Below are 21227 nucleotides of genomic sequence, written 5' to 3' on the forward strand. Positions count from 1 at the left end.
CGGTCAGAGAAGGTCGCCGCGGATGGCGTCAACTGCATCTTCAGGTGTTGCAATCGCACCCAGTTCAAATGCGAGAGCCGACAGCGCCCTGTCGTCTGCGTGGCTCACGCGATATCCGTCCCATTCGCGCTCGATTCGCCACGGAGTCCCTGTCAACGCGCTATCGATGTTCTGAACCACCCAATAGTGGTCATCCTCGATTCCTCGCGCGATATAGAGCACACTTCGACAATACAAGCCGGGCCGCAAACGCTGCCGAAGCTTCGAGCGGCAGGGTTCCAGGTGAACATCCGGTAACGGACTGACAGGCCCCCCTTCGTGCTGCCGTTGGACCCGCGGCGAAAGTACGTTTTTCGCGTGCCTCTGAGCGAATGGGAAAGTCAATCCGCCCGGCTCATCGATACACAGCCGAACGGCTGGCAGTCGATGCGCCATTTGAACCAGAAAAGAGTGTCCTTAAGAACCACACGGCTGAGGGTAATTTGCGTTGCATCATTCGCCCCTACCGCAAAATCACCTGTCGATCTTCTCCCAGCCATCGAAGGCAAGCGAGCGGAAGGTGACCCTAGCCCCTGGATCCCCCTGGGCTGCCCTCGTCGCGCTGGGAAGTCTCAGCGATGAACGACTCGACCATCGCTCCGGAGCGCACCGCGTGGCGTGCCGGTCTGGCCGTGGGGCTCGCCACGATGATCTATGGTGTTTCGTTTGGTGCGCTGGCCACCCTTTCCGGGCTTGATGTCTGGCAGACCTGTTTCCTCAGCCTCGTCATGTTCACCGCCGGATCTCAATTCGCCTTGATTGGTGTGTTGGCGTCGGGCGGCCTTGCGGCGGGCGGGTCAGCGGTCACAAGCGCGGCTTTGCTTGGTACCCGGAACGTGTTCTATTCGATCCGGATGGCACCAGTGATCGGTCACGGTTTCTTCCGCCGAGCCGCGGCCGCTCAACTGACGATCGACGAATCGGTCGCAGTTTCAATGGCGCAGCCGACGCGCCGAGCGCAGCGCGTGGGCTTTTGGGTGACGGGGATCGTGATCTATGCAGGTTTTAACCTGACCACGCTCATCGGTGCGCTAATAGGCGACCTACTCGGCGACGTCAGTGCGTATGGGCTTGATGCGGCGGCGGCGGCGGCCTTCCTAGGACTCCTTTGGCCGCGGTTGAAGGAGCGGCAGACCCAAGCGGTCGCGGTGGGGGCAGCCGTCGTCGCGACCTGCCTCACACCCGTACTCCTGCCGGGTCTCCCCGTTATCGCTGCGGCGCTTGTCGCAATCGTGGTGGGCAGTATGAATCTCTTTGCGAGGAGGACATCGAAATGATGAGTACTTGGGAGATAATCATCCTCGCATCCATTATCTGCGTGGCTCTGAAGGTCGCAGGCTATCTGGTGCCGCCGCGTGCGTTGCAGCACCCGACCGTAGCCCGTATTTCCAACCTGCTCACGGTGGCGCTACTTGCGGCATTGATCGCGGTGCAGACCTTGGGTGCCGGTGAGACCGTGCAGATCGACGCTCGGCTGCCCGCGGTGCTGGTTGCGGCCGTGCTCTACGCCTTGCGTGTGCCGTTTGCCGTTGTAGTGATCGCGGCAGCCGTCGTTGCCGCCGCCATTCGCGCATTTACCTGACGCGTCGCATCCGAAATCGCCCTGGAATGACATCACGCGCGAGCTCTCGATATGCGTCTCAGATAACGGACGAACAGACCCCCCCTAGCGCTGCCGCACGCTGGACCGCAACAGTAACTTCTTTCTAGTGCCACCCGGCCGGGCTGGCTGGAGCCGTTCGTGAACTCCTTCGCCGGTCCCATCCTCGCTCGCGTGAACCAGTTGCGAACGATCGTGATCGATTTCCAACCGCACGGCCGGCCTCGGTATCTCCCAATATTACGAAGGAACCTCAGTGAAATCCCCCCGGCTAGCGGCTTCAAGCGCCGCATTCTCAATTACCGTCGCTCTGATAGGCGGCTTGATCCTGGTCGATGGTCCTACCGCGTCCGCGGTTCCGGGGCCCCCGAGCGGAGAGCCGGTAGGTGAGGGCTCGTTCGCTCCGACCCCGCCCGACTATCTCGGCCAGAAGTACCAAGACATCGTCAACCGCCCGCTCTACATCGAGAAGACGCTGTCTGGCGAGCCCGTTCCCACAAATGGCTGGGAGACTGACCTCCTGGTCAGCAAATACTCCGGTGACCTGTGGGCGAACCCGCTCGTCGTAAGCAATTCCGAGGAGGGCACGACCCTTCGTTATCCCACGCGGTGGAACGAAGAGGGCACCCAGCGTGTTCTCGAGTCACCGATTGTGGTCGGTGGCATGACGGAACCAACGCCCGCGCCGTCGGACCTCGTCATGGCCGATTTCGAGGGTGGAAATCTCCCAGAAGGTTGGACCGAGACAGGTGACGCTTTCGATGCACCCGCATCGGGCACCGCCCCCGGTCAGATCGAAGTGAACGGCATGCTCGGAAAGGGCCTCCTCAACTCCTTCACCGCTACGAAGGGCGACGGCGCTACTGGCCTGCTCACCTCGCCGGAGTTTACCGTCGACCGCGACTGGATCGTCTTCAAGGTAGCCGGCGGGGCCCACGTCGATAACGAGGAAGTTCGGCTCGTCATTGACGGCGAAACGGTGCGCACATCAAGCGGCGAGAACAGCGAGAACCTGCGCTGGGTGACCTGGGACATGGGCGATCTAAAGGGGCGTACCGCACACCTTGAGGTTGTCGACAATTTGGAGGCTGGCTGGGCCCACATACTCGTCGATCAGATCATGCGCACCGACGACACGGCAGGGCTTGAGGAGCGCTTCGGCACGGCCTTCCGTCCCGAGAACGCCAAGGCCGCCGCCTGGGGAGAATGGAACCTGACTTGGCGGATGGCTGCCGAGGACGGTGGCCCGCACGTAGACGTCACCGCGGCGCGTGGCATCCCGTACACATACTTCGAGTTCTCGGGAGTCGCACCACGCATCACCCTAAGCGACAAGGCGAAGATCACCGATGGCGACGGTCAGGAACTGACCTTCCCCATTACGGTCGATCGCTTCGTCGTGGAGCAGGACGGTCGCCGTTTTGGCGTGCACGCCCCCGACACCGCAGCCTTCGAACGAGCCGGGCGCATCCTGACAGTCAGCGGCGCCGACTACCTAGTTTTCAGCGCCATCCCGGCTGAAGGTGCATCGCTCGACGACATGCACGCGCACGCGTTCGCACTTCCACAGAACACGAAGATGGAATACACCTACGACCCGGAAAAGGCCAAGGTCGTGCAGAGCTGGAGCGTCGAGACCCGCGCCCTAGAGGGTTCCAATCTCGACACCGTCCAGGGCTTCCTGCCTCACCACTACAGAGGCACCGAGAACGACATACAGTTCACCGGATCGACCTACGACGTGCCGCGCGGTCTCATGAAGATGAGCATCGGACATGACGCCTGGACGATGTCGTACGACTTCGAAGGCATCGCCCCAATAGCCCCGACACCACTTGAGCTTGGTGGTGAAAACGACTACCAGCTCAACGTCATGCGGGACTACGTCCGCGACTACGCAAAGCGCACGGAGTATGGCGCGGATACCTATTGGGGAGCCAAGACGCTTCAGGAGTGGGCCCAGTACATGCTTGCCGCGAAGCAGATCGGAGAGATGGGAGCTTACGAGAAGATCAAGTCTTCACTCCGTACCGCGCTGGAGGACTGGTACACCTACACCGACGGCGAGACGGGCCACTTCTTCGCCCGATACCCCACCTGGAAGGCGCTCATCGGCTTCGGGGAGTCTTACCAGTCGGCGGAGTTCACAGACAACCACTTCCACTACGGCTACTTCGCTCTCGCGTCAGCATTGCTGGCATTCGAAGACCCGGAGTGGGCTGCTGGATACGGCGATATGGCCACACTCGTGGCGAAGCAGTATGCGAACTGGGACCGTTCGGACAAGGACTTCCCATACCTGCGCACCTTCGACACATGGGAGGGTCACTCCTATGCCGGGGGCACCTCATCGCCCGGGGGCAATAATCAGGAGTCGAGCTCCGAGGCAATCCAGTCCTGGTACGGTCTCTTCCTGCTTGGCACCGCACTCGGCAATACGGACATGCAGGCGACCGGCGCGATGGGTTTCGCGACTGAGCGCCAGGCAGTGCTGGAGTACTACCTCGACTATCACGGCAGCGAGTCCGCCAGTGAGCCGAACGGCGAAGGAGTGTTCCCGGAGCAGTACGACCACACCACGACGGGCATCCTGTACGACAACGGTCAGGGCTTCGGCACCTACTTCTCAGGAGACCCGGGCTGGATCTACGGCATCCAGTGGCTTCCGCTCGGCCAGCAGCTCGACTACCTCGCCTGGGACAAGAATTTCTCCCGCTCTCTGATGCAGGACATGTTCGACTTGCGACCGCATGAGATCGGACAGAACACCACCATCGGTGAAAATGGCTCTCGGCTGCAGATGGCAGTCAAGAAGTGGTACGGCATCGGCACCTATGGTGACGTCGTCATCACGAAGGACCGCCCGGCAGCGCTCGAGGAAATCAAGGGCGCGGTTCGCGCCGCCGAACTCAACAACCCGGGCTGGGTGACTGAGCGTCGAGTAGCAGACAACCCGTTCTACGACAGCGCAAACAACGCCTTCTTCGTGTCACGCGCGGCCGATGGAACGCTTGTCTTCCCGGCCCAGTATTGGACCGAGGAGACACTCCCTGCTGCGTTGGTACCTGTCGCGGTCGCTAAGGAGGAGGTCAACAAGCCACCGCGCGAGTGGAGTGTCGACTACCCGGTGGGCAACGCCCTATCGATGAAGTACGAGGCCGACACGGACGCGGCGACCCTGCTGCATTCCATCGACATGAAGAACTACACCATCGGCAAGGACACCGCACACGCCGCGGACGTCTTCTCACGGATCGGCGACGCTCTCGGTAACGTGCTGCTCGGGATGGTCGCGCAGTACGATCCCGAGGTCTACGCCGATATCCACGCCGAACTGCTTCGCCGCGGCGACGCTGTTGCGACCTCGACGTCTATGGCCGGTCTGGTCTACTACAAGGCCATGGCGAACCGCACCGTCGGAACGCCCGCGCCGGAGCGTTGGACGAGCAGTCCGACCAGCCAGGTGTACTACGACGCCAAGAGCGACACCTACAGCTATGTGATCTACAACCCGAGCGACACGCAGCAGCGTTATCAGGTGTACGACCGTGGTACGGTGATCGGCACCATCGACGTGCCAGGCCGCAGCCAGGTCACTCACCACCTGGACGCAGCGCTCGCCAAGATCGAGGTTACGGGAGACACCACGGCCCGCACTGTCGAGCCCGGTTCAACGGTTCAATATTCCGCGACTGCCTTCGACCAGTACGGCGCGGTCATCGAGCTCGATGACGTTATCTGGGAGACCGATGGCGGAACGATCGGGGCGGACGGCTCCTTCACCGCCGGTGATGAGCGCGAGAACGCCACCATCCGGGCGCGCTCCGGCAAGATCATCGGGTCGGCCACCCTCAGAATTGGCGCTACGCCGGTACTGACGTCGATCTCCGTCTCGCCAGGCTTCGCACAGATTGTGGTGGATGCGAGCACAGCGTTCACGGCTGACGGACGCGACCAATACGGTGATCCAATTGAATTGGGCGGTGAGGTCACCTGGGAGTACACCGGTAGAGGAACCATCTCCGGTGGTACCGTGTCGGCTACGGCCCCCGGCTCGGGTCATGTGGTCGCCCACCTCGGTGAACTCGAGGGCTCGGCAGTCGCAGCGACCGTCGCGCCGCTCTCGAACATGGCAATCAACTCAGTTCCCACCGCGTCGAGCATTGAGGGCTACAACTCGCCTCAGTTCGCGACCGACGGCGACGCCGGCACACGCTGGGAGAGCAAGCAGGGCAACGACAACGAGTGGCTCATGCTCGACCTGGGAAATCGGTACGACGTTGACTCCGTCCGAGTCGATTGGGAAGGCGCGGCGGCAGCACGGTACGAGCTGCAGTTCGCCGACAGTCCAGCCGGGCCGTGGGTGAGCACCATGGTCGAGAAAGCTAACGCGGATGACGACGTGGTCGACGTGGCTACCACCGCGCGCTATGTTCGACTCCAAGGCATCTCGCGGCTGACGGGCTACGGCTACTCTCTATACGAGTTCGAGGTGTACGGCACCCGGTCGGCATCCGACATCGAGCCGCAGGTGGTCCTCATCGCACCACGTTTGACCACCGTCGCATCAGGGCGCTCGACGACTCTCGGGGCCTATGCGTTCGACGCACTTGGACATGGCGGCACGATCGACGCCGTGTGGGCGGCGACCGGAGGGGTCGGCGCTGTTGATCCAGCGACGGGAGTCTTCGATTCCGGATCCGAGAACGGCACGGCTGCCATCACGGCGAGCTATAAGGGCATATCCGGCGAAGCAGAGGTGATCGTCGACCGCCGCGCCTCCACTATTCAGCCTGAGCGCAACATCGCCGTCGGTAAGAATGTAACCGCGTCATCGAGCGAGTCGTCCAACTTCGACGGCACCTTCGCGGTCGACGGTATCGACACCACGCGCTGGGCTAGCGAGGCAAGCGATGCGCAATCCTTTGAGATCGACCTCGGCGAGATTGTGCCGATCACGAAGATCGCGCTGAACTGGGAGGCCGCATACGCCAGCCAGTACACACTCGAGGTGCGCGCCTCTGAGAGCGATCCGTGGCGCGAGATCGTGACTGAAGAGTCTGGACACGCAGGACGGGCCGAGTACGCGGTCCCCGAAGAGCACGCTCGCTATGTACGCCTCGCAGCGGTGACTCGCGCGACGAGTTGGGGTTACTCGCTATGGGAGTTTCAGGTGTACTCCCGTGAGGGCGCACCGCAACCGGACCTCGCTCTGAACCGGCCCACCGTGGCGAGTTCGACGCAAGGTGAGTTCGCCCCTACCGGCGCAACGGACGGCAATATCGGCACGCGATGGGCCAGTGAGTGGACCGATAACGAGTGGCTTCAGGTCGAGCTCGCTGCGGCGGTCAAACCGAGTACGGCCGAGTTGAAGTGGGAGGACGCTTTTGGGAAGTCGTATGTCCTCGAAGGCGCACTGACCGCCGATGGCCCCTGGACCGAGCTTGCGAAAGTTGTAGACGGCGATGGTGGGGACGATCGCGTGAGCCTCGACACCGCAGACGCGGCGAAATTCCTTCGCGTCCGAGGACTGGAGCGGGGCACCGGGTACGGATACTCCCTAATTTCTCTAACCGTCCGGTAGTCGCGGAAGATAGCCCACGAGGCTGACGTGGCATGGAGCAGCGGGCGCCGCCACAAGCGGCGCCCGCTGCTGCGTTCCAAACCCGTCGGAAGACGACGTCTCTGTCGAGACCGCGGCCCCGCCAGCCCTGCGCTTGGGTCAAGATGGCGTCGACACCGACTCGCAGCTGCGTGTCGCTTGATCGCTGTGGCCTTGAGGGGTAAAGACCTTACCTGTTTTCAGTGCGGGGTGGATTCGCCTGGTTAGTAGCCTGAATGTATGCCGATAGGAGTTGTAGCAGAGTTCCTCCGAGCTCGCCGTGCCCGCATCTCGCCCGCGTCTGCAGGCCTCCGGGACGATCTAGGGGTTCGTCGAGTAACTGGCCTACGCCGCGAAGAAGTGGCTCGCCTTGCCGGCGTTAGCGTCGATTACTACCTGAGGATCGAGCGCGGACGGACCCGCGGAGTGTCCCGCGCAGTTTGGGAGTCGGTCGCTCGTGCACTTCAGTTCGATGAGGTCGAAAGAATGCATCTGCTGGACCTCGTCGCTGCTGAGACCGCAATGTCCCAGCCAGGAGTCGTGTCCTCTTCGAGGCAACGAGCAGATCGTGGCCTAGTTGCCGTGGTGGCGTCCATGGAGCAGGTGCCGGCAATGGTCCAGGGACGCCGTATGGACGTGTTGGCCCACAACAGTCTATTTGGGGCACTGTACAAGAATTTCATGCAACTTGATCCTCGGGACCGCAACCTCGCCCGCTTCATGTTTCTTGACCCAGCCGCGAAGGTTCTCTTCGCTGATTGGGCGAGCGCTGCGCGCGACGTGGTGGCAATGCTTCGTCTATACGCTGGGTCGCACCCCACCGATCCGGAACTCAACGCGTTGCTCAGTGAGTTATCGAAGGGCAGTGATCTGTTCCGCCAGGCCTGGACCGAGCACCGAGTGCTTCGGCACTCGTCTGGCAAGAAGCGACTGGTGCATCATGCGGTTGGCCGCTTGACGCTCAACTATCAGACGTTCCAAGCCACGGGAGATCCGGACCAGACTCTCGTGATCTACCACGCGGATCCCGGCTCGCCATCGGCAGATGCACTAAAGCAACTTGGCGCCTGGAGTCTGTCTGACGCCCCGACTGTGGTCGACTCAGGCGCCCGATTGCTCCCGTGATCGCGGTGTTGACGTAGTCGACGGGTCGGGTCGCTCGGCGCCTGTTGTCGGTGAGGACTGGCAGTGCGAGAGCCCATCGCGCCGAGGCCGTGATGCGATGGCTCAGTGTCGAGCCAAATAGAAGCGCGGCGATTCTAAGCATAAGACTTCAGGTCGAGGAACCGGCGGACGTAGAGTGATGGCCTCCCGACAGTCCTATCTCTGGGTTCAGGCCGAACTCAGACGACTGGCGGCGCGGACGTGGCGACGGTCGATTCAACAACGACGAAATTGTAGGTCCTTCTGCGGTCGACCTCGACTTCACCGGTAATCGCCGTCGTCGCTCGCGAAGAATCGAAGCGCTCTATCCGTGCGCGAGCCAGACACGTGCCGGGCAACTCGCAAATCGTTGTCGTTTCAGCTTCGCTGCCTGGAATGATGCATGGCTACAGCGACTGAGTCGCCAGACAGATTGCCTGCGCGGTCAACGCCGTCCCCTGGCTCGGGTCGTCCCGCCGAGCCCCGCCTAACGTGTCACAGATGCAGCCGCATCAGCGATCAGATATGCAACTTCGTCGGGGTGCGAGATAGGGATCGCGTGTGATGCGCGTGGAATCTCGAGAACGCGGGTAGCGACAGCACGGTCTGCCATCCAACGGTGCGTCTGAAGCGGGATGTTCTTATCGGCGTCACCGAACACGAACCAGGAGGGCGTGGTTTTCCAGGCAGGCGGCTCTGCAGCGAATGGCTGCTCGATCGCGATGTTCGAGATGGGGCGCTGAGTAAGGGCGGCGAGCTCTGCGTCAGCCACCGGAAGGTCGGCCGCAACCTGATCGTGGAATTTGCCCGGGTCGATGTAGAGATCGACGCTTCCATCGCTCAGCTGGCGGGCAATCAGAGTTTCGCCGAGAGTGCTACCAGTGAATTTTCCGGCGATGTCGCCGACACTCTCCCCATTTTCTGGTGCGAAGCCCGCGACGTAGACGAGTGCTGCGACCCTATCCAGCCCGGCGGCAGCGCGGCTGATAACCGTCCCGCCATACGAGTGGCCGACGAGAACGATTCGCCCCTCAATCGTGTCGAGGAGGCTGCGCAATGCATCCCCGTCGGCGATCGGGCCGCGGAGAGCATTCGGCGCGGCAATCACTGGAAAATCTGACTCCCGCAGGCGCTTGATGACGCCGTTCCAGCTCGATGAGTCGGCGAAGGCGCCGTGGGACAAGACGATTGTGGGAAGGGTCCACATGGTGCAACTCCTGGATGAGATTGATGAAATGACATTGAAAGTGGGACTATTTGGTGTGTTGGACACGTGGTGTGTTGGACACGTGCGCTGCGGCGTATGGGTACACTTCCGACGGGTCAGCGCCGAACGACAACTTTCCCGACGGTCGTGCTCGTCGCCACGAGATCGTGTGCGCGCTGGATGCCCGCCGCTGTGAAATCCTGGATTTCGGTAGTGAGTGTCGAACGGAGCATGCCGGCATCGACGAGGCTCGCGACTCCTCTCAGCAACTCACCCTGTGACGACATCTGGGGTGTCTTCTGGGTCGAGTGCGTGAACATGTACTCCCAGTGCCATGTGATGCTCTTGGCTTTCAGCGGGGACAGATCGAGGTGGCCGTCGTCGATGGCCACGATGTGCCCGAACGGCTTCAAGATTTCGGCGAAGTGCCGAATGTTGCCGCTGGAGTAGGAGGAAAACACTGCGTCGACGCCGAGCGGGGCGATGCTCTTGACGCCTTTCACGAGGTCTCGGGGGTCAACGAGTTCGTCTGCACCCATCTTGGCGGCCCAGGCTTCAGACTCTGGGCGGGAGGCTGTTCCGACTACGCGAAGTGCGGTACTCAGTTTCGCAAGCTGAATGACCATCGAACCAACTCCGCCGGCCGCACCTACGACGACCAGGTCGCCTGTTGTCTCCCGGTTGACCGAGAGGTGGGTGAAGAGCGATTCCCAGGCCGTGATGGTGGTCAGCGGTAGGGCGGCGGCTTCAGCTACCGTAAGCGACATTGGCCGGTGCGCGATGAGTCGCGTATCGACCGCGTGGTAGTCAGCGTTTGCGCCCTGCCGGGTGATGTCCCCTGCGTAGTAGACCTCGTCACCGACCGCGAAGCCTGTCGCTGATGGTCCGAGCTCGATCACGGTACCGACAGCGTCGAAACCAAGGATGCGAGATCGGGAGGTCGTGCGTTCTGCGAGTTTTACGTCAGCGGGGTTGATCGAAACGGCTTCCACGGCCACGAGCGCGTCGTGCTCTCGGAGCGCGGGTCTCGGTACCTCGACGTCGATGAGCCTGCCGCCAGGTCCAGCCGCGGCGATCGCGCGCATATTCGTCACCGGCTTCCGACTTCCCGAAGCAACTCGACGACCATTACGGGGCTGATCGGCGAAAGGTTTATTCTCATAGCCAGTAGTCAACGCGGAGTTTATTCGACTCTGAGAGTCAGAGATTTTCGGGGGAAAGGCGATCCCCCCTTCGCGCAGCGGATGACGCAGTCGAACATCTATCCACTCTGGGGGAGACCCTGGCCCGTGAAGTGACCACGCTTCACGGGCCAGGGGGTTATCCCCGCGTCACCGCTTTATGTGCGCCGACGTCTCGGCTGATAGCGATTATGGCGCGAGGAATATCTTCAATTCGCGGTCTCGGCCGCCGCCGCCGCCACGGCGGAGACATCACGTGCTGCGCGCGCTGAACGTCCGCTAATTTTCCAGCCCGCCATGGCCAAAGCAGACGGGCCGGGAGGGAATACGCGGAGTTGCTCCAGCATGGCGAGATCATCCCGCAAGGCCTCGTGGCGCACCACCTGACCGTGTCGGATCGTCACGATATGGATCTGCTCCACGTCGATTGAACGGTAGGTTGGCGGGATTACCTGAGCAGGCTGACCGTTATCAAACCGGACGAACGCGCCGGTGTGGGTACCGCGCATACGCATTCGGAGCCACACGGATTCTGCTCCAATCGCTGTCTCCTCGATAGCGAAATTGAGGTCGGAGAACGCGTACGTTAACCAAGCGCTCGACGCCAAAGCTCCGGCGGGGCCTGGAATTTGACAAGCGGTCGGGGACGCGGATGCGGTCTCGTTGTGGTTGTCCGTGGCGACGATGCGCTTAGCGAGCTCGACGTCCTGAGTTTCGAGCACGCGGAAGAGATCGCGGGCGATTTCAGTCGTGTCGGTGGAGGTCATCATTCTTCTTTCTTCCATATGTATCTAGTGCAGATTAAATGTAATCATTGCACATTAACTGCAATCAAACTAAGATCGGTTCATGGTCACAGAGAAAACTCGCAGCTACAACTCGCCGCGGAGGCTTCGGGATTCCCTAGATACGCGGCGCTCTATCCTCGACTCGGCGCTTGAGCTCCTCGCCGCCAAAGGGTATGCGCACGTAACAATCGCCGAGATCGCCACACACGCTGGGGTAGCAGTGCGCACCGTCTACACAAGCGTCGGGAGTAAGCCGGAGATACTCGCCGCCGTGATCTCTCGTGCCGCCGCGTACTCAGGTGGGCCCGAAGTCTTGGAACAGGTCAGAAGGTCGACAAAAACAGCTGAGGTTCTTCAGCTCCTAGCTAGTGGCACTCGAGCTGGCAACCAATCAAATCGTGCGATCTTCGACCTTGCCCGATCGACGGTGGGAGAGCCAGAGGCAGATCAGTTACGCGGGGTCGCAACGCAGTTGTACCTTGATCTGCTCCACCAGGCAGCGATGCATCTTGACGCCATGGGCGGACTGCCGTCCGGCATGTCGGCCAAAGAGGCGGGAGAGACCTTATGGTTCTGCTTCGGCTTCGAGGCGTGGGGAACGGTAACGCGGGATCTCGGTCTCGGGTGGGACGAGGCCGAGTCGTGGCTAATCCGCCGCGCCCAGCTTCTGCTCCAGGCCTAGGGTCGGGAGCAACTTAGAGTTCGCACGCGTTGCTTCCGCAAATCAAGGTTCAATAGCGAGCTGCCGGATTTGCCGTCCGTCAACCTCAAATTGATATTCAAGGGTGACCACGCCACCCGGGAAGTTTCCTTCCACTCTTATCCGGACAACTGAGTGTGTTGCGTCGATCACCTCTTGGCTGAGCCGGGAGCTGGTGTAAGTGAACTCAGTAGATGACGCCTCCAACCATCGTCGTATCGCGACCCTACCTGTGTAGCTTTGTCCATCGTCGACGACAGAAGCGTCTTCCGCGAATTGAGCAGCTGCGTCCGAGTATCGCCTCGCGTCGTGGGCGTCGAGGTAGCTCAGGACCGGCGCCGGCAACAAGCTTGGGTCATACGAGGAAAATCTGTCGGACAATGCATCTCCATTCAAAGCGGTTCTTCGCGAGATTTGCTGGCGTCGCTTGCGACTATTGCTGGATGCGCATCACCAGGTCCTCTACGTCACGCCCATTGTCGTCCAGCCAGATCGTCCCGAAGCGCTCAGTGATCACGCCGGCCGAGACGGTGGTACTCCGAAACCCCACTCGCCAAGGGTGGGTAGGCCCCGTATTCCATGGGAGATCGCCAGGGTCGGCGTGGTACTCGACTAGTTCAACGAAAGCCCAGGTCGGTTGGGCAAGACCAACGTACGAAGGATTAAGCAGGATCAAGTCACCTTTGCTGACGGGGGAGTTCATCACTAGTCAGTTGTGGCGGAGTCGATAGCGACACGAATTCGGTCTAACGAGGCCGGGCGTCCGGGATCTATCGTCCACGGCAAGCCTGGATCCGCTTGATAGACGGAGACCCATGCTGGGGTTGCTGGTCCGAATTTCCAGCTGTCCGCTAGTGTCCCGACACGGAAGGCATCGAACCCAAACTCGTCGAGCACGGTAGCTGCTTCATTCATAGCGGCGCCATCGTTCGCAGCAATCGGGATGGCAGAGCGGTCATCGGCGTCCGTATCACGGGCCAGTGCCAGGACGTGGTGAGCAGCGATCGTATTGAACCCCTTGACAACGCGCGCAGAGGAAAAGTGCTGCTGAATCAGTTCGCTGCTCGTGAGTTCACCACTGTTCAGTAGTGCAGGAGGATCGTACATTCCTGGGTAGTAGTTGGTGACATCGATTAGTAGCCTGTGAGAAGCGATTTGTGGATCGACGTTGCGATAGGCCCAGAAAGGGATTGCGAGGAAAAGCACGTCGCTCAGTCCCTTTACGTCCTCGGCCGATCCTGCTCTTGCGAGGGGGCCAAGCTCTGCCACCTTGTGGTGTAGCGCTTTGGCATGGTTGGGCCTACCAGATAACACGACGTCGTTGCCTGCCTTGATTGCGAGTGCCGCTAAGGCGGTAGCCATTTGGCCGCTGCCGATGAATCCGATGGTGGTCATTGTGGCGAGTCCTTACTATCTTGATGGTTCTCTATTTGGCGGATTGCGATACGGGCGAGCGTGAAGGTCTCGATGAGGTACTTACGAAGTCGCTAAAACCGCGCACCACGATGTAGGCAGCATGCCGAAGGGTTCCAAGACTCAGAGAGGAACTCTGAGAACAATTCGGCGGCCGACCTGAAATAGCGTCCTCGGGAGGGCGCAACGCGCCTTGTCGGCTACGTCAGTGCGCGTCGTTCGGTTGGGAAGCTCGAAACGGAACTTCAGAAACCTGTGTCGCCGCCCAGCTTGCTAAGAGTTTGAGGGCATCCGCAGATGGACTTCCGGCAACTGCTGTGTACACGATCATTGCGATTCCAGGGTCGCCCGGAAGCTCCATAGTCTCGTAATTGAGTTCGAGCTCTCCGACGATTGGATGGCGCAACTTCTTGACGCCAGACCTATGGAAGCGGATGATATGTGCCGCCCAACGTTGCCTGAAGACTTCACTGCGCGTGGACAACTCCCCGATAAGTTCGGTCAGACTCTTGTCGTAAGGGTGGCGCGCGGCCTCCTGCCGTAATACGGCAGCTATGTCGTCGGCAAGGTACTCCCAATCAACAAAAAAGTCCGGCGCACGGGGGTCGAGGTAGACGAATCGGGCGACGTTTGCCGGGTGGTGCGAACCCGAGAGCATTGGGGCGTGGAGAGCTCTGGCCATCGAATTTGTCGCCAGCATGTCGTAACGATCATTTCTTACCCAGGCTGGCGTGCCTTCGAGGCCGTCAAGCACACTCTGCACTGCGGCACGTACCTGCGGCGGCCGTGATCGGCGTGAACGCGGTTGCGGTGCAGCCTTTCGAGCTAATTCGAAAAGATACTCGCGCTCTGCATCTTCGAGTTGAAGCGCCCGGGACAGCGACTCAAGTACTGCGTCCGACGCCCCTGAAAGGTCGCCTCTCTCAAAACGAACGTAATAGTCGACGCTTACTCCGGCAAGTGTGGCGACCTCTTCACGTCGCAGTCCAGGCACCCGTCGTGTCCGACCGGAGACCGTGATGCCTGCTTGGGCGGGGGTTATCCGGCTGCGTCGGGACGCAAGAAAGTCGCGCACTTCGTCTTTGTGGCTCACAAAAAAAGGCTACGCCGAAGGACGCCAGAGGTGGGAGGGAAAGATATTCCCCCGAAAACTGCTGACTCTCAGTCGCGGCTGAACCTTGACTTTACTGCTTGCTATGACAACAACATCCTCGTGGAGCGACGTAGAACTGGCGGGCATCGATCAGACCGATGAGGTCGCGGTCGCATCGCGTCGCGTCGATGGTTCGCTTCGTAATTTCGTCATCATGTGGGCAGTTTCCGAGCACGGCAGTGTCTACGTGCGTTCTGCGTACGGCGCCACGAACCCGTGGTTCGTGCGCGCACTACAAACGGGCAGAGGTGTCATCCGATTCGGCGCGGTCGAACGCGAAGTGACGTTCGAGCTGGACGACCCCGCAGACGGATACAAGATCGATGCCGCGTACCACACGAAGTATGACCGCTACGGCCCCCGCATCGTCGGCGACGTCGTAGGCGAAGGGGTTCACGGTGTGACCCTGCGCCTCATCCCCGCTCGCGACCACTGACAGAACCAGTCTGTTCCGTCTTTAGAACCGTCTAAGAAACCCGAAGAAAGAGAACTCACCATGACCACACACACTGAATTCCCGAGTCTGAAAGCAGCCCCGATTCTGCTTATCGCGCTGCTGATCTCGGTCTTCGCTGTGCCATCTCAGATCGCCGGCACCGCGGTAACCCTGCCCTCGATAGCCGCAGAGTTGGGCGCCGACCCTGGACCCTTGCAATGGGTGGTAAACGGATTTAACGCGGCATTCACGCTATTCACCTTGGTATGGGGAGTGGTGGGTGACCGAATCGGCTACAAGACCACATTCATCATTGGTGCGATCATCTCAATTGCCGCCTCGTTGCTCAGCGCATTCGCACCAAACCTCATTGTGCTCGACTTCGCCCGTGTCGCGGCTGGTATTGCAGCAGCAGCCTTGTTCACCTCAGCCGCCGCAATCATCGGCAACGCATTCGCTCCAGGTGTGCGCGCGAAGGCCTTTGGGTTGCTCGGAACAGTGCTCGGAATTGGCATCGCGTTCGGGCCGGTCGTTGCTGGTCTGCTTACATCCGCGCTCGGATGGCGGGGCGTGTTTGTCGCCTTCGGAGTTGCCGTTGCGGCTTCGCTGGCACTCAGCGCGGCAATCCCGCGGATCCGCCACGAGCGAGTCGAGGGAAGCCGCCTGTTGGACTTCCGAGTGCTGCGCAACCCGCACTTCTTGGCGATGACCCTCGTTCCTGTCGTGCAGGCGTTTGGTTTCGTGACGATGCTGACCTACTTCCCCGTGGCACTCAGCGCGATCTGGGGACTCGATGCCGGAGCCGCAGGACTTGTCATGCTTATCATGACCGCTCCAGTGCTCTTCCTGCCCGCTCTCGGTGTGCGCCTCATCGCCCGTCACCGCCGCATCTCCGCGATGACGATCGCCTACATCGCGCTTGGCAGCATGCTCGTGGGCAACGCGTTCCTCCTGTTCGTCAGTCCGTCGCTCGCTCTCGGCTGGCTAGTCGTTCCCCTCGTGCTGCTCGGTATCTCGATGGGCCTGCCGCTCGGCTTCGTTGACGGCGAGGCGATGGGGGCGGTTCCTGCGCACCTCAGCGGTACAGCCTCGGGAGTGCTGAACTTCATGCGACTGGGTGGCGAGACGGTTGCTGTCGGCGGATATGCCGCGGTGCTCGCCTTCCTGGTGGCCGCGCAGGTCGGCGACTCCGAACTCGCCGACCGTGTGGCGTCCGGCGAACCTGGCAATGCCGGCATCTACGCCGACGCATTTGGCACCACGCAGCTCTTGATCCTCGCGATCGTAGGGGTCGGAACTCTAGCAATCGCCCTGTTGCACGGGTCGCGCGTGCGGCGCGAACGCCGAGCTTCAGCTGCGCAGCAAATCGAAGACGCGATCACCGCAGCCAAGTCCGCACGTGAGCATGAAGCGGGCGTCAGACGGGATCGCTGACACGACTTGTTACGACGACACTCCCGAAAGAGAGGAACCGCAAGTGAACGAAAATGAAATCGCTTTGTACTCGGGGATCCCAGGTATCCCGGGACTCCTGGAACAGTTGGCAAACATTCGCGCCTACTGGCTCGGATGGGGTATCGACCGCTCCGAGGATGACAGCCTCACGTACTACCGCAGCGGCATCAACCACCCACGGCTCAACGCCGTGCTACGCACCGAGGGCTTGGACCTCATCTCGCAGTTTGGGCGAGCGCGTTCCGCACTTCAGGGTGTGCCTTGGCTCTGGGATTTGAATGTGGACAGTGCACCCGAAACTGAAGCCGCTTTGCTTCAACTTGGGGCGATCCATGCGGGATCCATGCCGATAATGGCCCGGGAACTGGGCTCCCTGACTTACCGGGAACCTCGTGTCCCAGGCCTGGTCCTTACAGAAACAAACGCGTCCGACCTAGACCGGCACGTCATTGCATATTCGACCTCGATGGGAGTCGCCCCGAGCGAAGTCGACCGGACGTTAGCTGTTGAGCGGGCACGAACATACGCAGGACTGCCGTTCCATCGCTTTCACGCCCAGGTGGACGGGGCGATCGTCGGCACGGCAGAGACACTCGTAACAGGCGACATCGCTGGCCTTTTCCTAGTTTCCACAGTGGCGGACCGGCGACGAGAAGGAATCGCGTCGAGTTTGTCTACTTATGCCCTCGAGCGGAGTAAGGAACACGGCGCGCGTACGGCTGTCCTGCAAGCAAGCGGCTCGGGGGAACCCGTTTACCGACGGCTGGGGTTCATGACCGTCGGCACGACAACCTCATTCGTCGTCGGCGAGGAGACAACACCTTCGTGAACCGTCCAAACACCGCAAGCCTTCGTGCGCAGCTCGGTCCAGTTGGCGTCTGGTCAAATCGAATCGGCGAAACCTCCGCATCTACGGAGAGGACCGCAGCGAAAACGATCGAGTCGCTCGGATATGGGGCCTTGTGGTTCGGGGAAACTCCTCACAGCAAGGAAGCTCTCGTGCATGCATCGATTCTGCTCCAAGCCACGAGCGCAATGACCATCGCAACCGGTATTGCCAATGTCTACGGTCGAGACCCGCTCGCTGCTGAATCCGCGGCAAACGCGCTCGCCGACGCATTCGACAACCGCTTCATCCTCGGCCTCGGAGCAAGTCACGCCCCGCTGGTGAAGGCCCGCGGTCACAGCTACACCGGGCCATTGACTGCCGTACGCGACTATCTGAACGCCATGGACACCGTCTCATACGCCCCGCCAAAGCCTGCCGCGGTGCCGCGAGTGCTCGGTGCACTGCGGCCGCGGATGCTCGAGCTTGCTCGCGATCGAACGGCCGGAGCCCACCCTTATTTCGTTCCCGTGGCGCACACGAAACTAGCGCGAGAAGTTCTAGGCCCAGACAGGATCCTCGCTCCCGAGCTCATGGTCATCCTCGAAAGCGACCCCACAGCAGCTCGCGCATTAGCCCGGGGGACGACAGCCGGATTTCTTGCGTTACCGAACTACGCCAACAACTTGCGGGAACTTGGCTACAGCGACGACGATCTCGCTGGCGGCGGCAGCGACAGGCTCGTCGACGACATCGTCGCTTGGGGAACCCTCGACGAAATTCAGAATCGCGTTGAAGCTCACCTTGACGCGGGCGCGGATCACGTGGCTATTCAGCCGCTCGCTGCCGATCTCGGCTTCCAACTTCAGCAACTTCGGATTCTCGCTCACGTGCTCCTAGACCGTTAGCGAGGGAGATAAGGATGCAATGCCCTTCTACGACGTACAACTCGATACGCTGTCCGTCTCAACCTGGATCGCGCAAGAGACAAGCACGTATGTGACCCAGGTATTCGGCGTGATGGGCAATGGAAACGCTTTGTACATCGACGCACTTATTGGCTCGGGGGTGCACTACAACTCGCTCCGGCATGAAGCCGGCGCAGTGGCAGCCGCTGATGCGTACTCTCGCACAACTGGGGGAGTCGGTGTGGCGACCACGACGTTCGGCGCCGGATTCACGAACACCCTCACTGCCCTGGCTGATGCCGTCCGCGCACGGTCGACGATCGTTGTCGTGACGGGGGACGCGCCCTCGACCGGGTACAGAACGGCCGATGTCGATGTCCCAGCGTTAGTCCGAGGCGTCGGCGCCACCTCGTGGACGCTCGTGCCCGGCCGAGAGGCGCAAATTGCCAGGCTCGCATTCGAAAGCGCGGTGCGAGATGCCCGCCCCGCGGTCATCTCGGTGCCATACGACCTCAGTGATGCGCCAATCGCCGATCCTCACGCAATCTTCCGGCCGCATGTAGGCCTGCGGCCCGGCGGAGTGGTCAGCCACGCGAGCGCCGTCGTGCCGCAGCGCCTTACGACCACACTCCTCAGTGCTCGGCGGTTGCTGGTAATCGCGGGACACGGCGTCGTTCTGGCTGGAGCGCAGCGCCTGGCCGCACGATTGGTCGCATTGAGGTCGGCGGCTTCGGCCACCACTGTGATGGCACACGGTCTATTCACCGGACAACGAGGTCACCTCGGGCTTGCGGGAGGTTTCAGCTCGAACGATGCCGCCGAGCAGATGCGCACGGCGGATGTCGTACTCGTGCTCGGAGCCAGTCTCAACGAGAGTACGACTAGGAGCGGTACCCTCTTCTCGCCGGCGGCCCGAGTGATCCAGGTCGACGTTCTTGAGCAGCCGACCTCAGATCTCGTCACTGACTATCTCAAGATGGATGTAGCAGAGTTCCTCAGCCAGGTGCTTGATGCGCATGACGACTCCGCGTCCCCTGAACCGTGGGCCGAGCGTACCGCTGGGGCATCCGCACAGGACAGTGCGAGGGGACTTCATCCCCAACTGCTTTCGCACGGTATCGCCGGGCTGCTTCCGGTAAACACCAGCATCGTTCTCGACGGTGGCAACTTCATGGCTTGGCCATTGGATGCATGGCCGGTGCGGTCAACCGACGCGTTCGTGCCTGCGGGTCTTTCATTCCAGTCCATTGGCCTCGGTCTCCCTGCATGGATCGGGGCGGCACTTGGGCGCCGCGACCGATTGCCAGTTCTGGCCGTCGGCGACGGAGGATTACTTATGTCGTTCGCCGATCTTGAGTCGGCAGCCCGGCTCGTAGACCGTGGGCTCATCGTTGTGTATAACGACTCCGCATATGGTGCCGAACTACACCAGTACGAAGCCGCCGGCCTTTCCAGCAGCCCTATGAGATTTCCGACTACCGACTTCGCCGCCGCGGCCGAGGCGCTTGGGATGCGCGCGATCGTTGTGACCTCCTTGCTGGATCTAGAAGATCTCGAACTTTGGCTCGACAACGGGGCGGAGGGCGTGATGCTGCTCGATTGCCGCATCGCCGACGATGTCGCGGCCCCATTCTTAGAAAGGTAAGTCGTCTCGTCCAGCCTTCGTCCGCCTCAGACGCCTCGCCGTTTACTGACGGCGATCCAATTTCGCTTGTTGTGAAGGTCGCGTACCGATCGCCACCCGACCTAGCGCGCAGGCCAATGGGATGGTGCCCGTGCAGAACGCCGCCGAAAACCCCGAGCAACGAATGACTCGCCGGGTAGCCATCCCCTTACAGCGCCCAATGCCTATGCGAAGATGCTCCGGCAAGCCTCGACCAATCTTGAGATCGCGTGAAGTAGAGAGAGTCTGTGCTGCTGTTATCGCAGAAACAGGTAACAGCATTCCTAGGAAAGATGGATACTGGTTCACTACTCCTAACGTGCCGCAGCCTGGGTTAATGACAAACACGATCAGAGCCGCAGGGCGGTTCGAAAACAAGGTGGCGCTGGTCACAGGTGGCAGCCACGGCATGGGCCTAGCGACGGCGCATCGGCTCCTTGACGAAGGAGCGCAGGTCGCAATCATCGGTCGACACGCTGGTCACCTCAAAACGGCGATCGAAGAGCTGCAGGCGCAGGACCGCCTCTTGCCGCTCCTCGGTGACGTTGCAGACCTCGCCAACCTCGACGACGCCATGGGGGCAATTCAAGATCGATTCGGCCGACTGGACGCTGTTTTCGCCAACGCAGGAATGGGCGGATTCAAGGCCACATCGGAAGTGACCGAGACTGACTTCGACCGCCTCGTGGACGTGAATTTCAAGGGCGTGTTCTTCACTGTTCAAAAGTCTTTGCCTCTGCTGTCGGATGGCGCCTCGATTGTGCTCAACGCTTCCTGGACCATCTACCGTGGACGAGGCGCGAACGCCCTTTACTCAGCGACGAAGGCGGCCGTTCACAATCTCGCGCGGACGTTCGCCTCTGAGCTCGCGCCACGGCGAATCCGCGTCAACTCCATCAGCCCGGGTTACATCGTCACGGGCATGTTCGACGGGATTGGATCAGAGCAGAAGGGCTCATACGCGGCAGAAGTGGCGGCGGGCCGTCTCGGTGTTCCTGCCGATATTGCCGGCGCCGTAGCTTTCCTATTTTCAGACGACGGGGCATATGTCAACGGACAGGATCTTGTCGTTGATGGAGGTCTCGTCACTGCGTACCCGCCGGCCTGATCATG

General features: G+C 61.1%; 18 protein-coding genes. 11 read left to right on the forward strand and 7 right to left on the reverse strand.

Annotated features, from left to right (window positions below):
- Positions 1 to 3: 3 nt before the first annotated feature.
- On the reverse strand, positions 4 to 222 hold the full coding sequence (locus N1032_RS15070; protein ID WP_259539971.1) for a hypothetical protein: 219 nt from the start codon (positions 220 to 222) through the stop codon (positions 4 to 6).
- 395 nt (positions 223 to 617) lie between these two features.
- On the opposite strand from N1032_RS15070, the gene N1032_RS15075 reads away from it, so the two are divergent.
- The 4 genes from N1032_RS15075 to N1032_RS15090 all read left to right on the forward strand — a co-directional run bounded on the left by N1032_RS15075 (position 618) and on the right by N1032_RS15090 (position 8366).
- Positions 618 to 1316: an AzlC family ABC transporter permease gene (locus N1032_RS15075; RefSeq protein WP_259539972.1), complete on the forward strand. Its 699-nt coding sequence runs from the start codon at positions 618 to 620 to the stop codon at positions 1314 to 1316.
- Complete coding sequence (locus N1032_RS15080; RefSeq protein ID WP_259540182.1) at positions 1316 to 1621, forward strand: AzlD domain-containing protein; 306 nt, start codon at positions 1316 to 1318, stop codon at positions 1619 to 1621. The genes N1032_RS15075 and N1032_RS15080 overlap by 1 nt, the downstream gene beginning before the upstream one ends.
- A 340-nt stretch (positions 1622 to 1961) precedes the next feature.
- Positions 1962 to 7223 (forward strand): discoidin domain-containing protein, encoded by a 5262-nt coding sequence (locus N1032_RS15085; protein ID WP_259539973.1) that lies wholly within the window; start codon positions 1962 to 1964, stop codon positions 7221 to 7223.
- Between the two features lie 258 nt (positions 7224 to 7481).
- Entirely contained in the window at positions 7482 to 8366 is an 885-nt protein-coding gene (locus N1032_RS15090; protein WP_259539974.1) for a helix-turn-helix transcriptional regulator, read from the forward strand.
- A gap of 505 nt (positions 8367 to 8871) precedes the next feature.
- On the opposite strand, the gene N1032_RS15095 is transcribed toward N1032_RS15090, so the two are convergent.
- The 3 genes from N1032_RS15095 to N1032_RS15105 form a co-directional block, all read right to left on the reverse strand.
- Positions 8872 to 9591, reverse strand: coding sequence for an alpha/beta fold hydrolase (locus N1032_RS15095; RefSeq protein WP_259539975.1), 720 nt, complete (start codon positions 9589 to 9591; stop codon positions 8872 to 8874).
- A gap of 116 nt (positions 9592 to 9707) precedes the next feature.
- Positions 9708 to 10676 (reverse strand): zinc-binding alcohol dehydrogenase family protein, encoded by a 969-nt coding sequence (locus N1032_RS15100; protein WP_259539976.1) that lies wholly within the window; start codon positions 10674 to 10676, stop codon positions 9708 to 9710.
- A 305-nt stretch (positions 10677 to 10981) separates the two neighbouring features.
- Positions 10982 to 11542, reverse strand: a complete 561-nt coding sequence (locus N1032_RS15105; RefSeq protein ID WP_259539977.1) for an ester cyclase — start codon at positions 11540 to 11542, stop codon at positions 10982 to 10984.
- 79 nt (positions 11543 to 11621) lie between these two features.
- Between N1032_RS15105 and N1032_RS15110 the strand changes: the two genes are divergently transcribed.
- Positions 11622 to 12242 (forward strand): TetR/AcrR family transcriptional regulator, encoded by a 621-nt coding sequence (locus tag N1032_RS15110; protein ID WP_259539978.1) that lies wholly within the window; start codon positions 11622 to 11624, stop codon positions 12240 to 12242.
- A gap of 42 nt (positions 12243 to 12284) precedes the next feature.
- Here the strand turns inward: N1032_RS15110 and N1032_RS28425 are convergent, their stop codons facing one another.
- The 3 genes from N1032_RS28425 to N1032_RS15120 all read right to left on the reverse strand — a co-directional run bounded on the left by N1032_RS28425 (position 12285) and on the right by N1032_RS15120 (position 14766).
- The gene (locus N1032_RS28425) at positions 12285 to 12656 is read right to left on the reverse strand and encodes a nuclear transport factor 2 family protein (protein WP_407933041.1); all 372 of its coding nucleotides are present in this window, start codon (positions 12654 to 12656) and stop codon (positions 12285 to 12287) included.
- 309 nt (positions 12657 to 12965) lie between these two features.
- Positions 12966 to 13655, reverse strand: a complete 690-nt coding sequence (locus tag N1032_RS15115) for an NADPH-dependent F420 reductase (RefSeq protein WP_259539979.1) — start codon at positions 13653 to 13655, stop codon at positions 12966 to 12968.
- Positions 13656 to 13878: 223 nt separating this feature from the next.
- Positions 13879 to 14766: a helix-turn-helix domain-containing protein gene (locus tag N1032_RS15120; protein WP_259539980.1), complete on the reverse strand. Its 888-nt coding sequence runs from the start codon at positions 14764 to 14766 to the stop codon at positions 13879 to 13881.
- A 103-nt stretch (positions 14767 to 14869) separates the two neighbouring features.
- On the opposite strand from N1032_RS15120, the gene N1032_RS15125 reads away from it, so the two are divergent.
- From N1032_RS15125 to N1032_RS15150, 6 genes are all read left to right on the forward strand, one after another.
- The gene (locus N1032_RS15125; protein WP_259539981.1) at positions 14870 to 15262 is read left to right on the forward strand and encodes a DUF2255 family protein; all 393 of its coding nucleotides are present in this window, start codon (positions 14870 to 14872) and stop codon (positions 15260 to 15262) included.
- A 60-nt stretch (positions 15263 to 15322) separates the two neighbouring features.
- Entirely contained in the window at positions 15323 to 16696 is a 1374-nt protein-coding gene (locus N1032_RS15130) for an MFS transporter (RefSeq protein ID WP_259539982.1), read from the forward strand.
- Between the two features lie 43 nt (positions 16697 to 16739).
- Positions 16740 to 17546 (forward strand): GNAT family N-acetyltransferase, encoded by an 807-nt coding sequence (locus N1032_RS15135; protein WP_259539983.1) that lies wholly within the window; start codon positions 16740 to 16742, stop codon positions 17544 to 17546.
- Positions 17543 to 18451: a TIGR03620 family F420-dependent LLM class oxidoreductase gene (locus N1032_RS15140; protein WP_259539984.1), complete on the forward strand. Its 909-nt coding sequence runs from the start codon at positions 17543 to 17545 to the stop codon at positions 18449 to 18451. Before N1032_RS15135 ends, N1032_RS15140 begins: the two co-directional genes overlap by 4 nt.
- A 19-nt stretch (positions 18452 to 18470) precedes the next feature.
- Positions 18471 to 20096 carry a thiamine pyrophosphate-binding protein gene (locus tag N1032_RS15145; RefSeq protein WP_259539985.1) on the forward strand — a complete coding sequence of 542 codons (1626 nt, stop codon included), beginning with the start codon at positions 18471 to 18473 and terminating at the stop codon, positions 20094 to 20096.
- Positions 20097 to 20451: 355 nt separating this feature from the next.
- On the forward strand, positions 20452 to 21222 hold the full coding sequence (locus tag N1032_RS15150) for an SDR family NAD(P)-dependent oxidoreductase (protein WP_259539986.1): 771 nt from the start codon (positions 20452 to 20454) through the stop codon (positions 21220 to 21222).
- Positions 21223 to 21227 lie beyond the last annotated feature (5 nt).

The sequence above is a fragment of the Herbiconiux daphne genome (assembly GCF_024979295.1).
Classification (GTDB): Bacteria; Actinomycetota; Actinomycetes; order Actinomycetales; family Microbacteriaceae; genus Herbiconiux; species Herbiconiux daphnes.